The 15,444-nt window shown below is 43.2% G+C and carries 11 protein-coding genes; 6 read left to right on the top strand and 5 right to left on the bottom strand.

Translation table 11 applies throughout. The annotated features are described in order from the left end of the window. Positions 1-46: 46 nt before the first annotated feature. Entirely contained in the window at positions 47-2,578 is a 2,532-nt protein-coding gene (locus QWZ04_RS12615; protein ID WP_290328490.1) for an ATP-binding protein, read from the bottom strand. 334 nt (positions 2,579-2,912) lie between these two features. On the opposite strand from QWZ04_RS12615, the gene QWZ04_RS12610 reads away from it, so the two are divergent. The 4 genes from QWZ04_RS12610 to QWZ04_RS12595 all read left to right on the top strand — a co-directional run bounded on the left by QWZ04_RS12610 (position 2,913) and on the right by QWZ04_RS12595 (position 8,271). After that, a complete protein-coding gene (locus tag QWZ04_RS12610) occupies positions 2,913-3,704 on the top strand; it encodes a TetR/AcrR family transcriptional regulator (protein ID WP_102524880.1) in 792 nt (263 codons plus the stop codon). 176 nt (positions 3,705-3,880) lie between these two features. Next, positions 3,881-6,241, top strand: a complete 2,361-nt coding sequence (locus QWZ04_RS12605; protein ID WP_290328487.1) for an efflux RND transporter permease subunit — start codon at positions 3,881-3,883, stop codon at positions 6,239-6,241. Positions 6,242-6,348: 107 nt separating this feature from the next. Then, positions 6,349-7,101, top strand: a complete 753-nt coding sequence (locus QWZ04_RS12600; RefSeq protein ID WP_290328786.1) for an outer membrane lipoprotein-sorting protein — start codon at positions 6,349-6,351, stop codon at positions 7,099-7,101. A 9-nt stretch (positions 7,102-7,110) separates the two neighbouring features. Beyond that, entirely contained in the window at positions 7,111-8,271 is a 1,161-nt protein-coding gene (locus QWZ04_RS12595) for a hypothetical protein (RefSeq protein WP_290328486.1), read from the top strand. Between the two features lie 101 nt (positions 8,272-8,372). Here QWZ04_RS12595 and QWZ04_RS12590 read toward each other — a convergent pair whose 3' ends face one another. Continuing rightward, a complete protein-coding gene (locus QWZ04_RS12590) occupies positions 8,373-9,632 on the bottom strand; it encodes an MDR family MFS transporter (protein ID WP_290328484.1) in 1,260 nt (419 codons plus the stop codon). Positions 9,633-10,154: 522 nt separating this feature from the next. On the opposite strand from QWZ04_RS12590, the gene QWZ04_RS12585 reads away from it, so the two are divergent. Continuing rightward, positions 10,155-11,678 (top strand): phospholipase D family protein, encoded by a 1,524-nt coding sequence (locus tag QWZ04_RS12585; RefSeq protein WP_290328482.1) that lies wholly within the window; start codon positions 10,155-10,157, stop codon positions 11,676-11,678. Between the two features lie 53 nt (positions 11,679-11,731). Here the strand turns inward: QWZ04_RS12585 and rarD are convergent, their stop codons facing one another. Together rarD and QWZ04_RS12575 are read right to left on the bottom strand one after the other, a co-directional pair. Then, positions 11,732-12,640 (bottom strand): EamA family transporter RarD, encoded by a 909-nt coding sequence (gene rarD / locus QWZ04_RS12580; protein WP_290328480.1) that lies wholly within the window; start codon positions 12,638-12,640, stop codon positions 11,732-11,734. A 386-nt stretch (positions 12,641-13,026) separates the two neighbouring features. After that, on the bottom strand, positions 13,027-13,674 hold the full coding sequence (locus QWZ04_RS12575; protein ID WP_290328478.1) for a DUF2057 family protein: 648 nt from the start codon (positions 13,672-13,674) through the stop codon (positions 13,027-13,029). A gap of 288 nt (positions 13,675-13,962) precedes the next feature. On the opposite strand from QWZ04_RS12575, the gene QWZ04_RS12570 reads away from it, so the two are divergent. Continuing rightward, positions 13,963-14,367 (top strand): hypothetical protein, encoded by a 405-nt coding sequence (locus tag QWZ04_RS12570; RefSeq protein WP_290328476.1) that lies wholly within the window; start codon positions 13,963-13,965, stop codon positions 14,365-14,367. 4 nt (positions 14,368-14,371) lie between these two features. Here QWZ04_RS12570 and QWZ04_RS12565 read toward each other — a convergent pair whose 3' ends face one another. After that, positions 14,372-15,382: a LacI family DNA-binding transcriptional regulator gene (locus QWZ04_RS12565; protein ID WP_290328473.1), complete on the bottom strand. Its 1,011-nt coding sequence runs from the start codon at positions 15,380-15,382 to the stop codon at positions 14,372-14,374. Between the last annotated feature and the right edge of the window lie 62 nt (positions 15,383-15,444).

The raw sequence follows: 15,444 nt of genomic DNA, 5'->3' as shown, positions 1-15,444 counted from the left end.
TTATTGACTGTTAAGCGTATTCAAAATTTCGGTCAAAAGTGCCGACTCAAACGTACTTTTCTATTGCTGCCATCAACTGCTTTTTGTTAATAGGCTTAGGCAAATAATCATTCATTCCCACTTCTAGGCACTTATTGAGATCTTCTTCCAACACACTGGCTGTTAGCGCTAAAATAGGCATCGATGCCTTGCCATTTTCTGCTTCAAATTTTCGGATATTAATCGTTGACGTAAATCCGTCCATTTCGGGCATCATACAATCCATTAGAATAACGTCGTATACCCGATTTTGTTGCACTAACTCCACCGCTTCTAACCCATCGTTAGCAATTTCAAATTCATATCCTGCTTTCGTTAATAACAAAGAAACCACTTTTTGGTTTACGCTGTTATCTTCAACCACTAGAATCCGACCTTTTGAGGCCGGTTGATTTACACCGTCAGGTTTGCTGTCTATCGCATCGATTATCGTTGCCGCGTCGTCTACATCTATTGTGGGATGAACTTGTCGTGAGTCATAACCGTGTGACTGAGTTCCGTTCGTTGCTCTACCCACTGAACATTGTGTCAATGCGCTATACAGCCGACGGCCTAGCAACGGATACTGGACGACACCATCAATGGGGTTGTCCCCTATCACGTCACTCAACTCAAACGAGTCCAACTTTTGAACTAACAATAGCCGTGGTTTAGGGTTCATCCCGTTGAGTATTTCCAATTGGACACTCAACTCTTCTGGATCTGTTGGAGTATAAATGACCGTATCGCACGGCAGTGAAATCATGGTGGCATTGTGATACGCATGAACATTATCGCATTGATAATATTCCAAACATGCCGTCAGATCGCTTTCAATCAAAGTATCCGTACCAAGTAATGCGATAGTCGAATCAGGTAATGGCTCAGGGTGGAACGATTGAATAGGTACATCCAGTTTAAAATAAAAATCACTACCGACACCCTTGGCTGACTTAACGTTGAGCTCCCCGCCCATCATCTCAACCAGTTGATAACTAATACTAAGCCCTAAACCTGTTCCACCGAACTTTCTCGTGATTGAGTCATCTTCCTGGCTAAAGGGATCAAAGATTCGCTCTAATTTGGCCTTATCTATCCCGATACCTGAATCTTTAACAGAAAAAAGCAATGAGCACTTCTGACCCCGTGTCGGCACGACCTTGACCGAGACTGTGACGCTACCGGTAGAAGTAAACTTAACGGCATTGGAAAGCAAGTTAACGAGAATCTGGCGTAAACGATGCTCATCAATTGCCAGTCTATAAGGGATGTTCTTATCAACCTGAATGTGGATATCCAATGACTTAAGTTTTGCTCTTGCCAACAACATCGACGTTGAATCATAGACGAGTTCACGTACATCTGTTGGAACGGGTGAAATTTCCAAGTTGCCCGACTCTATTTTAGAGAGATCAAGAATATCGTTGATCAGCGCATGAAGGTGCTGCGACGAGGTTTCGATTGTATGTAAATAGTCCCTTTGCGTTATCGACAACTGGGTATCGGTGAGTATTTCTGACATACCGATAATGCCATTAAGAGGTGTTCGAATTTCATGGGACATATTCGCTAGAAAGGTACTTTTTGCGCGGTTTGCTGACTTTGCTTGCTCCCTCGAAGTATATAACCCACTTTCCAGCCGAGAGACCGAAATGGTGACATAGCTCAACACACCAGCAAGTAATAAAATAAGCGCCCCAAGCAGCACATTTGCTTTAATGGCAAGTGATTTCATTTCTGCTGATATCTGCTGAGGAATTTCGGTATACAGTGCTTCTAATTGATTCTCAACACTGTGAATAAGCCTACGAAGCTCGCCATGCACACCTTGATTTTGATCGTAGCCAAACTCCTCATGTGCTCTTTGCAAGCGCCCTAACTTATCTCTAAATTGAAATGCTTTCGTCATGACAGCAGACTGACTCGAGGCCACGTATTGAACAAGACTTTCTAAGTTACGATTCATGACTTCAAGGTCTTGAGCCCTAAAGCAGCGAAAAAATACATAATTCGACTGTTGAGTTTGTGTCAACAAGTTTAGTAATTTCGCATCTTGAGTTTTAATCGCCTCGTTTTGTAACTCAAACCAAGCCTTTTGTCCCTGACCAATAAGTCCGCCACTATTCGTACTGCTACTGTCATCATTTGGGTTGCCATGAATCGCATAAGTGAGCGTGGATAAGCGTTTAAACAGAGTTTGATAACTCGCTATACCACTCATCAGATCAATCATCGAGTGAGACCAAACAAAATCATACTGTTTGAGGTATTGATCAATATTGATAACACTTTGATTTAGATTAGCGACATCATCAATGACCAGATCGATGTACTTATCATCAACACGGCTTACAAAGTCTTTTTCAGAACGACGAATGTTAAGCATGTATGTTTCTGATTTAGTGATACTGGAAAGCAACTGACCTAAATCCGTTTCTCGCTGAGAGTAATTGCTGTCAATTAATACAAAGACAACCAATAAAATCACTACCAGCACGCTGGAGAGTTGCATCTGATGCCGAATGGAACCAGACAATTTCCTGTTACTAGACTTCACCATCTCAAATACCTTTAATGCACACTGCTTACAAGTGTAGGACAAATCAGGGGGTAAGTGCCTGTTTAAAAAGTAAGTTATATGCCTACTAACGGGTAATCATCACAGTTTTATCACTTGCCTCACTTCGATTTTCCGCTCTATATCGCCATCATTCATCGTTTCGGATAAACAATAACCAGCATCAATATGAAAAAAGCACTTGATTCGTTCGATAAATACACTATTATGACGATATGTCATTTTTGACGAATCGTCACAAATGGTTTTCTATACACTAATGAGGAACGTGTTACAATTGAGAAAGGGACAGTGATAAGGATACGGTGAAAGACCCATGTTTGGTTTAGGTTGCAGCAAAGGTGAAAAAGGTGGTTTGTTTTCTTGCAACGAAACTCTTAGCAAGAAACAGCAATCAATTGTGAATCGTGAAATCGAACTCATTAACCTAGCAAAAACGCTGGTTGAAGAGCAAGGCTTTGCAAACTTCACAATGGATAAGTTAACCGCGATAAGCCCTTATTCTAAGGGGACTATCTATAACCATTTTTGTAGCAAAGAAGATGTGGTATTAGCGTTATGCATTCTTTCGTTAAAGAAAGAAGCAGCCATGTTTATACGCAGTAGCGCATTTGAAGGAACTTCACGAGAGAAAGTCATGGCCATGCATGTAGCTTATCGCTTATATGTGCAAATGGAACCGGTACTTTCTGACTGTGCGATGACAGCCAAAACACCTTGGGTACTGGATAAAGCATCGCCTAAACGAGTACAGGAACTCAATAAACTTGAAGAAGAAGTCATAAAAAGCGCCGATCTACTCGTGCAACATGCCGTAGAAACGGGCGACTTACAATATTCTTCAGGGCTGAGTGCCGATGCCATCGTGTTCGCAAACTGGTCTGTCGCTTTTGGCTCCAATGCTTTGGCAAAAAATGCATCGGAAAGCTACTGTATCGATAGGCTTCAAGACCCTTATTCAGTGTTACATAACGCAAGCATCTTATTAGATGGCCTCAACTGGAAACCACTTTCAAGCGAATGGGATTACCGCAAAACTTGGCAAAGAGTCGAACAGGAATTATTTCCGGAAGAAGTCGCCTTTTTAGCCTCTAAAGGTTTACGTTAAGCACCATTTTTAAGCCCGAATTTCGGGTTTTTAAATGTCCATACGTGACGATTCGTCAAAAATATCATCGGTTCTGACTCCAAATTAGAGTTATTCCGATAATTTAGGTGACATTAGCCAGCATTGCTGGTTTTTAATGACACATTTATGACGAAACGTCACAAACGGAGAGTGTGATGAACAAACAACCGAACTTCTTTACCCGTTTACTTAAGAGCCCCATCAGCCATACGCGCTGGGTATTACTCCTTACAACGTTACTACTCGTAACCGCTATCATTGGAGGAAAAAACCTATATTTCAGAGGGGATTACAACATCTTCTTTGATGGGACGAACCCCCAGCTGCAAGCGTTTGAAGAAATCCAAGCGACATTTAATAAAACAGATAACCTGGCCTTTATCGTTGCGCCAAAAGACAATAATGTATTCAGCCCTGAAACATTAACTATGATTCAAGCGTTTACAACAGATGCGTGGCAGATCCCGTACTCTAGTCGTGTCGATTCATTAGCTAATTATCAGCACACTGAAGCATTTGAAGATGACTTACTTGTCGAAGATTTACTCTATTCAGAATATCAACACACGGCAAAGAGAATAGACAAAGTCCGCGATATTGCTGTCAATGAACCTGTCCTTAAACAGTCTGTTGTTTCAGAACGCGGTGACGTCACCGTAATCAATGTAACGTTGCAGATACCTAAAATCGACGAGACCGCAGAACTGCTTGAAGTGGTTCATTTTTCCAATGACTTATTGGCAAAATACCAGCTAGCCTACCCTAGTATTGAATTTCACACGGCAGGTATTGTTGCACTAAACAACGCTTTTATGGAATCAGCTCAACAAGACAGTTCAACGTTAGTTCCCGCTATGTTGCTTGTCATATTATTCTTTCTGACCATAATGTTGCGCTCGATCTTTAGCGTTATCGCCACTCTTCTGGTCATCATAGGTTCTGTCGCGGCAACAATGGGACTTTCTGGTTGGGCGGGTATGTTCCTAAGCACTGCAACCGTAAACATCCCAACCTTGGTATTAACGCTCGCCGTTGCAGACTGTGTGCACGTCATTGCGACGATGCGCCACGAAATGCTGCAAGGAAAAGGCAAGCAAGAAGCCATAGCTCATAGTGTTTGGGTCAACTTCATGCCAATTTTGATTACTTCCGTGACGACTGCCATCGGTTTTTTGATGATGAATATGTCTGACTCTCCGGTATTGCGGGACTTCGGTAACTTGGCCGCTCTTGGCGTTATGATCGCCTGCATTTTATCTTTTACTTTACTTCCTGCATTGCTCAAAGTGTTTCCAATTCGAGTAACACTTCAAGCTGAGCAAAAACCCAATTATATGGATCGACTGGGGGATTTTGTTGTCGCCAAGCGAAAAGCACTTTTGCCTATTTCAGCACTAGTGATTGCCGTTTCCGCCTCATTGTTGCCTCTCAACCAGATTAACGACGACTCAGTAAAGTACTTTGATACCAGTAACAGCTTTAGACAAGCCGCTGACTTTATGGAAGAGCGCATCAGTGGCATGACCAACATCGCAATTGCGGTTAAAACTGGAGAATCTCAAGGCATCGCTGACCCGAAATTCTTGACGGTGCTTGGTGAATTCACCGATTGGCTGCGTGCACAACCCGAAACGGATCACGTTGCGTCCCTTTCCGATGTATACAAGCGCCTAAACCAAAACATGCACGGTGATGATCCAACCTATTACCAGTTGCCACTCAACCGAGAGCTCGCCGCGCAATACTTATTAATGTATGAGATGTCATTGCCCTACGGGCTCGATCTCAATAATCAGATCAACATTGATAAGTCTTCGGTCCGCATGATGCTAACGACTCAGAACTTAGGCAGCAAGCAACTGGTCGATATTGAACAACGTATCCATCAATGGTTTGCCGACAATGCACCCCAGTATCAAATTCAAGCGTCTAGCCCCTCACTCATGTTTGCTCACATCGGTGAAGCCAATATGGCTAGCATGCTAGCTACGTTACCCATCACCTTAATTCTCATTTCCGGCCTCATGATATTTGCTCTGCGTTCGTTCAAATTGGGGCTAATCAGCATCGTGCCCAACATGGCTCCGGCCGTTATTGGCTTTGGTATTTGGGCGCTGTATTCAGGGGAGATCAACTTAGGTCTTTCTGTGGTGGTTACCTTAACGTTAGGCATTGTGGTCGACGACGCCGTTCACTTCCTTAGCAAATACCAACGAGCTCGAAAAGAGGGAAACAACGCAGAACAAGCCGTTAGGTATGCGTTCCACACGGTGGGAAGAGCATTGGTCATTACGACCATAGTGCTTGTCGCAGGCTTCGCAATCTTAGGTTTGTCGTCGTTTAGGCTTAACGCAGATATGGGCCAACTTAGTGCTCTAGTCATCTTCTTGGCTCTAGTGGTGGACTTCATCTTCCTGCCTACTTTGTTGATGATGTTTGACAAAGATACCCAGCCAGAATCCCAAACAAACGATGCCATCAATCAAGCAAACAACCCAAGCCCGCAGCAAGCATAAAAAAACGACAGGGCTAAGGACGGACTTAGCCCTGTCAAACAACGACTCAATTTAAAGGACTAACCATGAATACATCATTTAACACCATTGCCCGCTTTACTCTGTTGATGACCGCGACATTATTTAGTGTCAGTGTTTTTGCCGACGCGTCTCGTGGGCTTGAAATCGCTATGGAACGAAAAGCAAGAGATACCGGCTGGCAAGATTCAACAGCAACAATGAATATGGAACTGAGCAACGCTCACGGAGAAAGCAGCACAAGACTAATGCGAATGAAGTCATTGGAGGTAGAACAAGACGGTGATAAAGGCTTAACCATATTTGACCAACCAAGGGATGTAAAAGGCACCGCTTTTCTTAACCACTCGCACATACAACAAGCAGACGATCAGTGGCTATATCTCCCAGCGCTGAAACGAGTCAAGCGCATCTCTTCTCGCAACAAATCAGGCCCATTTATGGGCAGTGAGTTTGCCTATGAAGACTTAAGCTCCTTTGAGTTAGAAAAATACACCTTTAACTACTTAAAAGACGAAGAGTATAACGGCTACAGCACCTTTGTTATGGAGCAAATCCCTACCGATAAGAACTCAGGTTATACCAAGCAATTAGTTTGGTTAGAACAAGGTGAGTACCGTCCACTCAAGGTCGAATTCTATGACCGAAAGGGGTCACTACTAAAAACGCTAACCTTTGCACAGTATGAACAATATCAAGACCAATACTGGCGCGCCCACAAGATGGAAATGGTTAACCATCAGTCCGGTAAGAAAACGACACTAACCACTCAAGATATGGAATTCAAAACAGGGCTTAAAGAAAGTGATTTCAATAAAAATGCCCTTAAACGCATTCGCTAAGGATTGGCCATGAAACAAACATCGATTCTGTGGTTCGCCTTAGCGGTAACTGCATCACCCACTTTGTATGCTGAAGTCTCGGGGAAAATCAGCGTCGAGCATAGGCAGTTCTTTCAATCTGGATTGGATGACCAGGGTAAATCTCAGTCATCCATCACTGCCCAGCCAGAGTGGTATTGGCAGACCGACAATGGTGCCTGGAGTTTTACTCCCTTTGCTCGGCTAGATAGCATGGACGGCGAGCGAACACATGCCGATATTCGTGAAGCGCAATATTTGCATTTGTTCGACACTGCGGAAGTTCGTATCGGCATCAGTAAGGTTTTCTGGGGCGTCACTGAGTCTGCACACTTGGTTGATGTGATCAACCAGTCTGATTCGGTTGAGTCCCTTGATGGCGAACAAAAGCTGGGACAACCCATGGTTCACTTGACCTATCCAAGCCAATGGGGAACGCTGGATGCGCTGGTTCTACCCTACTTTCGAGAGCGTACTTTCGCAGGTTCCAATGGTAGATTAAGACCACCAGCACCCATCAGCAAAAACGCTCAATACGAATCTTCTCATGAGGCACAGCACGTTGACTATGCACTACGCTACACACAAATGCTGGGAGATTGGGATATCGGCCTTAGCTACTTTAACGGCACAAACCGAGACCCTTATTACTTACTGGGTAGCAACGGCATTACGCCTTATTACGCACAAATGTCGCAAGTGGGGTTAGATCTCCAAGGCATCGTAGGCGATTGGCTATGGAAACTGGAGAGCATATATAGAGACAGCCGAGATACACATACAGGTCTTGTTACTGGGTTTGAATACACCATGATTGGCGTATGGGATAGTAGTTGGGATATTGGCCTAATCAGTGAATACCTCTACGACTCCCGTGGTAACAACGCTCAGACGATAGGCCAAAATGATATATTCATCGGTACTCGATGGGTTGCCAATGACATACAGGGCACGGAAATCTTAGTCGGGCTAACTCAGGATCTCGACAACAGTGACGTGTACAACGCCCGCGTAGAAGCATCAAGCCGATTCAATAACAATTGGAAATGGCGAATTGATGCCTGGTTACTTCAAAATGATACCCCGACAGATTTGCTTTATTTTGGCAGACAAGATGATTTTGTAGAAGCCGCGCTAGAGTACTATTTTTAGCGAACTACTTACATTGACCTCCTATTAATAAAAAAGCATCCAATCATGCGAATGAATGGATGCCTTTTTATCAATAAAGCTCGAAGTTCTAAATCTTATTCCTACGCCCCGGCTTCCATTGGCCTATTCGCGAGCTCGTCACTTTGTTCAACTCGGCGATAAAGCACCATCATGACACCACACAGAACAATACACAGACCAAACAGCCAGTTAGAGCTTAACGTCCCCAGTACCATGCCACCAACAAGCGGGGCAACAGCAAAACCTAAGCTGTATAACGCTGCAGCTCCAAAATAGGAGCCTCTTAAATGAGGTGGCGCTAAGCGGTCTATTTGCACATTCAAGGTTGGAAACGCTATCACCTCGCCCATACTTAAAACAAAACATGCTAGCCCCCAGCCAATCACTGAATCGACCGGAGTCAGTAAAAAGCCCACTTGAGAAAGCCCCATCAAAGCCATGCCAATTCGGGTACGAACAAAGAGTGGTAGATGCTCCATTAGCTTCAGCATTGGGAACTGGAATATGATGATCGTTAACGTATTCACCAACACCAAACTGGCAATGAGTTGACCGGCATCTTGTATAGATGAGCGTACAATGACTTGAGGAATGGACGATTCGACCTGAGCATAAACAAACATCATCAAGAAGTTTGCCACCATCAACTTCACAAAAATGGTGTCTTTGCTGATCACTCGCACAATCGCAGAAAAATTGGGAACCGAACTTTTATCAATCTCAGTTTCACCGTTTTCTTGCTGGGATAGTTTAGGCTCAATACCAATGAGTAACCACACACCATAAACAACATAGACGATTCCAGTGGCGACAAATAGAGACTGAGGTTGCGCCAGCGCCAAGGTAATACCAATTAATGGCCCAATCGCACCGCCTAAGTTAATCAAAAAGTAACGAATATTCATCGCCAACTCTCTGTCTTTTAAATTGGACAAATTGTCACTGATCACAGCTTTTGAGGGTGCTTCTATCATCGGCCGCATAAAACCCGTCAATAATATCAACACAAAGAATTGCCAAATTTGGTCTGCTAGTCCAATCCCTGCATACGCAAACGCCGCAATGGTACTGCCAGTCACCATGACCCATTTACGACCAAACTTATCCGAGAGATAACCGGAATACAGCCCAGTAAATGCGCCAACAAGCGCCGAGGCCGCGAGCATCGCCCCTACTTCTATTTCACTTGCGCCATAATCCTGATAAAGAAATACGATGAGAAACGGCCACGCCATAAAATAACTAGTTCGAGCTAACAAGGTTCCCGATAAAACCGTCCAAATAGGGAGGTTAAAGTGCCCGACTCTTTGCCATTGAAATAAACTACCATCGTCTGTCATTAATGCTCCTTGCTAAGGTTCCAATGCGTGGTTAAAAATGCAACACATTTAATATCTACAATAACTTCAACGACCGAATTATACAAACTGAAATGATATTTAGATACATTTAGAATACAATTCTCTCAAATCACACTAAACAACATAAATAGATACTATATTATTGTTTAAAAAGGCTATTATTCAGACAAACAACACATTACTACCAGTTCATAGCACAACATACCATATAGATAACCATGAAAAACAAACAACTGAGAACGTAACTATTCAAAGCGTCCATTTCATCGCATTGATGATGTTTTATTGCCCATAGCAGTTCTAACGTCTATTCTGATAATCGTTTTCATGTATAGAGAATCTGAACTAAACTATAAGCAAATGCACTAGGTTATAAGAGTAAGAGCAACGTCTGTTATCTTGTTTATCTAAATTCATAAGTTTCAAATAGCTAGATAACTTGGCTTTGTGCATAATATGCGGCCATGCGAACGTATGCGTTAATTAAGGTCCGTCTTTATAATGTATTTTCACTCTTACCGTTTACTGCTGATTATTTTGCTGTCCTGTGCTTCATTGGCAGGATGCTCAACGACTATCGATCCTCAACGCTATGATAAAACCCCCTCTCATCATCAGGGTTACGCTTTGGGTAGCCCCTTAGACACATATCTAGCGATACCGGAAGAGCAACGTGAAACGCTCACAGGTTTTGTACCTTTGAATCTTGGTCATGATGCGTTACTAGCAAGAATCGCACTCATCGAAGCCGCTCAGGAAACCATCGATCTTCAGTATTATATTTATCGGGATGACGAAACGAGCCAACTTCTATCTTGGCGATTGTTTGAAGCGGCTGAGCGCGGAGTTCGCGTGCGAGTATTGTTAGATGACATGCAAAATCGCAACGATTCCGAACTGGCCCAATTCAGTCATCATCCCAATATCGAAGTCCGGCTGTTTAACCCCCATCAATATCGCACCGCTCGTGGGTTGGCACTTTTAAGCGATTTTGATCGACTGAATCGACGCATGCACAACAAGTCTTTGTCTGTTGATGGCGCAGCTAGCATCATTGGCGGTCGCAACATTGGTAACGAGTACTTCTCCGTGTCTGCAGGTGTCGAGTTTGGCGACCTTGACCTCTTGCTCGTAGGTAATACCGTCAAACAAATTGGCGAACAATTCGATCTCTATTGGAACGATGATTATGCCATCCCTATTGAATGGCTCTCCGATGAGACCACCACCATAACAAAACAGCAAATCGAAACTTGGGCCGTGGAAGTTGACCTAGCTGAAAAATTTTCTCACGGGCGATACGACTTTAAGAAGCTGCCCATCTACCATCGCCTCATCAATGGTGGGTTGCATTTCTACTGGGGGGAGGCGGAAGTCTTATATGATTTGCCCAGTAAAATCGAAACTCAACAAAGTGACCTAACCGACAGTCTTTCAGCCTTACTGGAGCAAGCCGAGCAGTCGCTTCTTATAATATCGCCGTACTTTGTTCCCACACAGGAAGGCACAGAGCAAATGATCGATGCCGTAAAAAATGGCAAACGCATCATCGTTGTAACCAATTCTTTGGCTTCCAATGACGTTTTCGCGGTCCATGGCTGGTATGCAAAATATCGCCAACAATTGGTCGAAGGCGGTGTCGAGTTGTGGGAAATGAAAGCCAATGCTCACATTGCCAAAAAGTGGAGTATCACTGGCAGTTCGCGCACCAGCTTGCACGCAAAAGCCTTTGTCATCGATAAAAAAGACTTGTTTGTCGGTTCAATGAATTGGGACCCAAGATCCGCGGTTTTAAACACCGAAATGGGCGTTATCATCCACCACGCTGAATACTCAAGCAAAGTATGGCAAGAAATGCCCCACTTACTGCGCCGTGCCGCCTTTGACATTCAAACCAAAGATGGAGACATCATTTGGGTTGATCACCAAAATGGTGTGACATACACCAGTGAACCTGATGCCAGCATGTTTAGGAAAATAGGAGCATGGTTTAGTGGCATCATGCCCATTGAAGATCATTTGTAAGCATGCCAAGAACCAAATAGGAGCACGACAAGTGCTCCTATTATTAACTCACATTATTCTTGATTCGCCTTTCGCAATGATCGCTGTTTATAACGAACACAAAGCGTTTCAATTAGCGTCATGGCTAAACCAAACCATATAAGACCAAAGCTCACCACTTTTACTTCATCAAACATTTCACCAAATAACAATACCGCCAAGACAAACTGCAAACTAGGTTCTATATATTGCATTAACCCAACATTGGTGAGGCTGGTGTACTTGATTGCCAATGAATAAAATACCAAAGGTAATAAAGTGATCGGAGCGGCTCCTAGGTAAAGTAAGAACACATCATAGTTAGACGTAAGAGCTACGCTACCCACGGTATATGACTTATAAATCATGTAGCCCAGTGCGACCGGAGTAAGCAACAAAGCTTCCATGAACAACGCGGTACTCCAACTATAACGAATGTACTTTTTGCATAACCCATACAGCGCGAAAAAAACGGCCATCGATATTGCTATATAGGGAGCATGTCCATACTGATACACTTGATAACTAATGCCCAACGCAGCAAAGAACACCCCTAGTTTCTTACCCGTACTGAGCTTTTCTTTTAGCGCCACGACACCCAAAGCGACGAACACCAAAGGGCTTATAAAAAAGCCAAGACTCGCTTCCATCACTTGCTCATTGGTCAAAGCCCAAGTGAAGCTATACCACGATATACTCATCATGGCACTGGCAAGAAACGAAAACAGCAGAGATCGTTTGTCAGAAAAAATGGCAGACCAGTTAGGTAGACGTCCTTGAATTACCACTATTATCAATAGCCCAACAGGAACTGAAGCAATAAGCCTCAATGCCAGCAACTCATCCGTGGCTGCATTTGGGAGGAAATGATAATAGAGCGGCAAAAGTCCCCAAATTAAAAAGGAGATGGCCGCCATCACGTCACCATAACGTGTCGATTTCATTTATATGTCTCTAATTTACGGTATGAATATCATCGACATTCTAACTATAAGTTACCACTTGTAAAGAAATTTTACAGTATAACCATCGAGGTTAGTTTCAAATGGTCGATATTCACGGATTTTTTATATTTAACTATTAATAACATGATGTTAGAGAATCTATATTTCAAAAAAACCAACCAATCCCATCATTGATCTTTATATTTATTCTTATTTTTCGTGGGTTTAACTGCTCTTTATAGCTGAACGACCCTTGGCTATGCGCGTTATTTTATATTAATTTAAAAATGAAATTGTTTTTTTGGAAGGAAGATGGCAAAAAACCAAAACTGAACATCGTCCAATTTTGGTTTATCATTATCAAAACGCAGAGTTTTGTCGTGTTGCTATTTTTGATTCACATAATCTTTGAATCGAGCTTGAGTTTCTGCATCGGCTTTATCGTACCAAAAATGCAGCATTTCTTCAGCCGTAGAGTCACCACTTGCACCGCTTTTCATCGCCCCTGCATCGGTCGACGCAGTTGTTGATGTGGCTGTTGCTATCACAGCAACGCCTTTACCTTGGCGATTATAGTCTTGAATTTCACGTTGTAGATCACGGCTCATCTGGAAGCCATGCTTGATCAGCTTATCTTCAACAATTTGAATCGATGCGCCACTTTCGTCTACCAAAGCCCACTCCATCGTGTCGATGTTTGCTTCCGCCTGACGAGCATCACGATACTTAGGGAGTTGGAATTCTAATTCCGTATCATAAGCATCAAATTTCGCGACAATAGGCTCACTTGGTACTTTAACGCGATCGTTACCCTGCTCAAAATACGGAGTGAAACGGAACACAATTTGGTTCACTCCATCAGGTAATGTGACGCTCTTAGTCGATGAGAACAAGCCACCTGACTTCATATTTACGCCGTACTCATTAGCAACGATGATATCTACCGTATCAGGAAATACCAGCTTCACTTCAGCCATCGCAATGTTTGCGCAGGTTAACGCCGCTAAGCCGACAATTGCTTTTGTCCATTTCATTCGTTGGTTCCTATTCAGTCATAGAATGTTTTTTGGAAAGGCTGCACCTGAATGGACAAATTTGCAATACGTAACCACTCAATAGATTTAAAATTCATCAAAAAATGACAATTATGATGATTTCTTCAGCACTCAGACAAACGAACATCGCCTACCAGAGTTTTCTAATGACTGACTCATAGACAGTAGATGAGACACTAGGCAAACGACTAGCAACATGAATATGATGGTGAGCTATGTTTTGCATGGTATTATCAGCGCTCACCTTAAATATCAGACCAACCGATCATGAAAGTTCTAAAATCCATTTTATTCATCGCCCTATTTTGTACTGTCGCATTTGCAGCTTGGTTGTTGATGCCAGCCCAATCAACACTTGAAAAACAAGTTCTCGACGCACCATTTTCAGATGCTCCGTTCAAAATGGTCGGATTTCGCAGTATCTCAACCGATCCGGAAATTGACCCTATGTACCATTATTATGTAATAACAGATGATACTAATGTCAGTGATATTGAACCTTTCCTGATTACCAGCGACCCGTTTGTCCGCTTGACTGACAATGAAGACCATACCCTAACAATTACGGTCAATGGCAAAATCACCCAATACAAGAATGATCTCTGGATAGAATTACCCAATGGTAAACTTCACCACTGGTACGTAAGCGCAATTGCGGGTTATGTGAGGTAGCCCATCACTCATTTGAACCACAGGAGCTGCGTACAATTAACTTTGGCGGGAAAATAAGACTCTTAATAGGCTTATCTCCTCCTTTCATCCTAGTTAAAAGGATCTCGCCTGCTGCTCTACCAATTTGACGAGCTGAAACAGAAATAGTCGTTAAACTAGGAATCGTGTCTGTCGCTTCAGGTACATCATCAAACCCAACCACGGCAATGTCTTCACCTACCTTCATCCCCATGTCTTTAATCGCCCGCATTACACCAAAAGCTACAATGTCTTGATACCCAATAACGGCGGTAATCTCCGGATTTTGTTTAAGCATATTTTTGGTCGCCGTCGCACCTTCCGGTCGGCTTGCACCGCAACTTAAAATGTATTTTTCTTGAGGAGAAATACCATGTTCAAGCAGCTTAGACATGTAACCACCAAGACGATGTGAGCGAGTTTGAGAGCCCTCTAAGCCACCAATAAATGCAATATTTCGATGACCAAGGTTAATTAAATGCTCTGTCGCGGCCTGCAACCCCATGAAATTGTTGGTACCGACATAATCAAACTGATCTTCTCCCACCGGACGCACTGCAAGTACGATAGGAAAACCTCGACCTCTTACCGTATTAAGAAAGCTCACATCGGTGTCTTTTGCTGGGCATAGCACTAGCCCTCCTGCATTCTGGCTTATCAAGGATTCAATAAATTTATCTTGCCTAGCAACATTTTCTTCCGCATTTGCAAGAAATAACAATGAGTCATTTTCTTCCAGCCAATGGCTTAGTCCAGCAATAAGCTCAGCATAGAATGGGTTAGTAATATCAGGAATAAGTAACCCCACGAGATTGCTGCGTTTGTGGCGCAAGTTCGCGGCTGCTTGATTGTAGATATAACCAAGATCATCTACCGCTTTAAGTACTTTAGCGCGGGTTGCCTCCGAAATACGCCCCTTATTGGTCAACACCATCGACACCGTTGCCGTCGACACTTGGCAATACTTCGCAACATCCGCAATCGTCGCCTTACCCATGACATCTCCTGTGGTTAACACCTAGGTTAATCGATTAACCTTAATTGGAGCTTTTTTAACCG

Origin of the sequence: Vibrio tapetis subsp. quintayensis (genome assembly GCF_030409945.1) — a bacterium.
Taxonomy (GTDB): Bacteria; Pseudomonadota; Gammaproteobacteria; order Enterobacterales; family Vibrionaceae; genus Vibrio; species Vibrio quintayensis.
Note: the sequence above shows the minus strand (reverse complement) of the source record. Positions and strands in the feature narration are given on the sequence as shown.

Coding starts and splice junctions, on each gene's coding strand:
- QWZ04_RS12585 (WP_290328482.1), top strand. CDS start 10,155: ATGTATTTTCACTCTTACCGTTTACTGCTGATTATTTTGCTGTCCTGT.
- QWZ04_RS12565 (WP_290328473.1), bottom strand. CDS start 15,382: ATGGGTAAGGCGACGATTGCGGATGTTGCGAAGTATTGCCAAGTGTCG.
- QWZ04_RS12615 (WP_290328490.1), bottom strand. CDS start 2,578: ATGGTGAAGTCTAGTAACAGGAAATTGTCTGGTTCCATTCGGCATCAG.
- QWZ04_RS12590 (WP_290328484.1), bottom strand. CDS start 9,632: ATGACAGACGATGGTAGTTTATTTCAATGGCAAAGAGTCGGGCACTTT.
- QWZ04_RS12595 (WP_290328486.1), top strand. CDS start 7,111: ATGAAACAAACATCGATTCTGTGGTTCGCCTTAGCGGTAACTGCATCA.
- rarD (WP_290328480.1), bottom strand. CDS start 12,640: ATGAAATCGACACGTTATGGTGACGTGATGGCGGCCATCTCCTTTTTA.
- QWZ04_RS12605 (WP_290328487.1), top strand. CDS start 3,881: ATGAACAAACAACCGAACTTCTTTACCCGTTTACTTAAGAGCCCCATC.
- QWZ04_RS12610 (WP_102524880.1), top strand. CDS start 2,913: ATGTTTGGTTTAGGTTGCAGCAAAGGTGAAAAAGGTGGTTTGTTTTCT.
- QWZ04_RS12570 (WP_290328476.1), top strand. CDS start 13,963: ATGAAAGTTCTAAAATCCATTTTATTCATCGCCCTATTTTGTACTGTC.
- QWZ04_RS12600 (WP_290328786.1), top strand. CDS start 6,349: ATGACCGCGACATTATTTAGTGTCAGTGTTTTTGCCGACGCGTCTCGT.
- QWZ04_RS12575 (WP_290328478.1), bottom strand. CDS start 13,674: ATGAAATGGACAAAAGCAATTGTCGGCTTAGCGGCGTTAACCTGCGCA.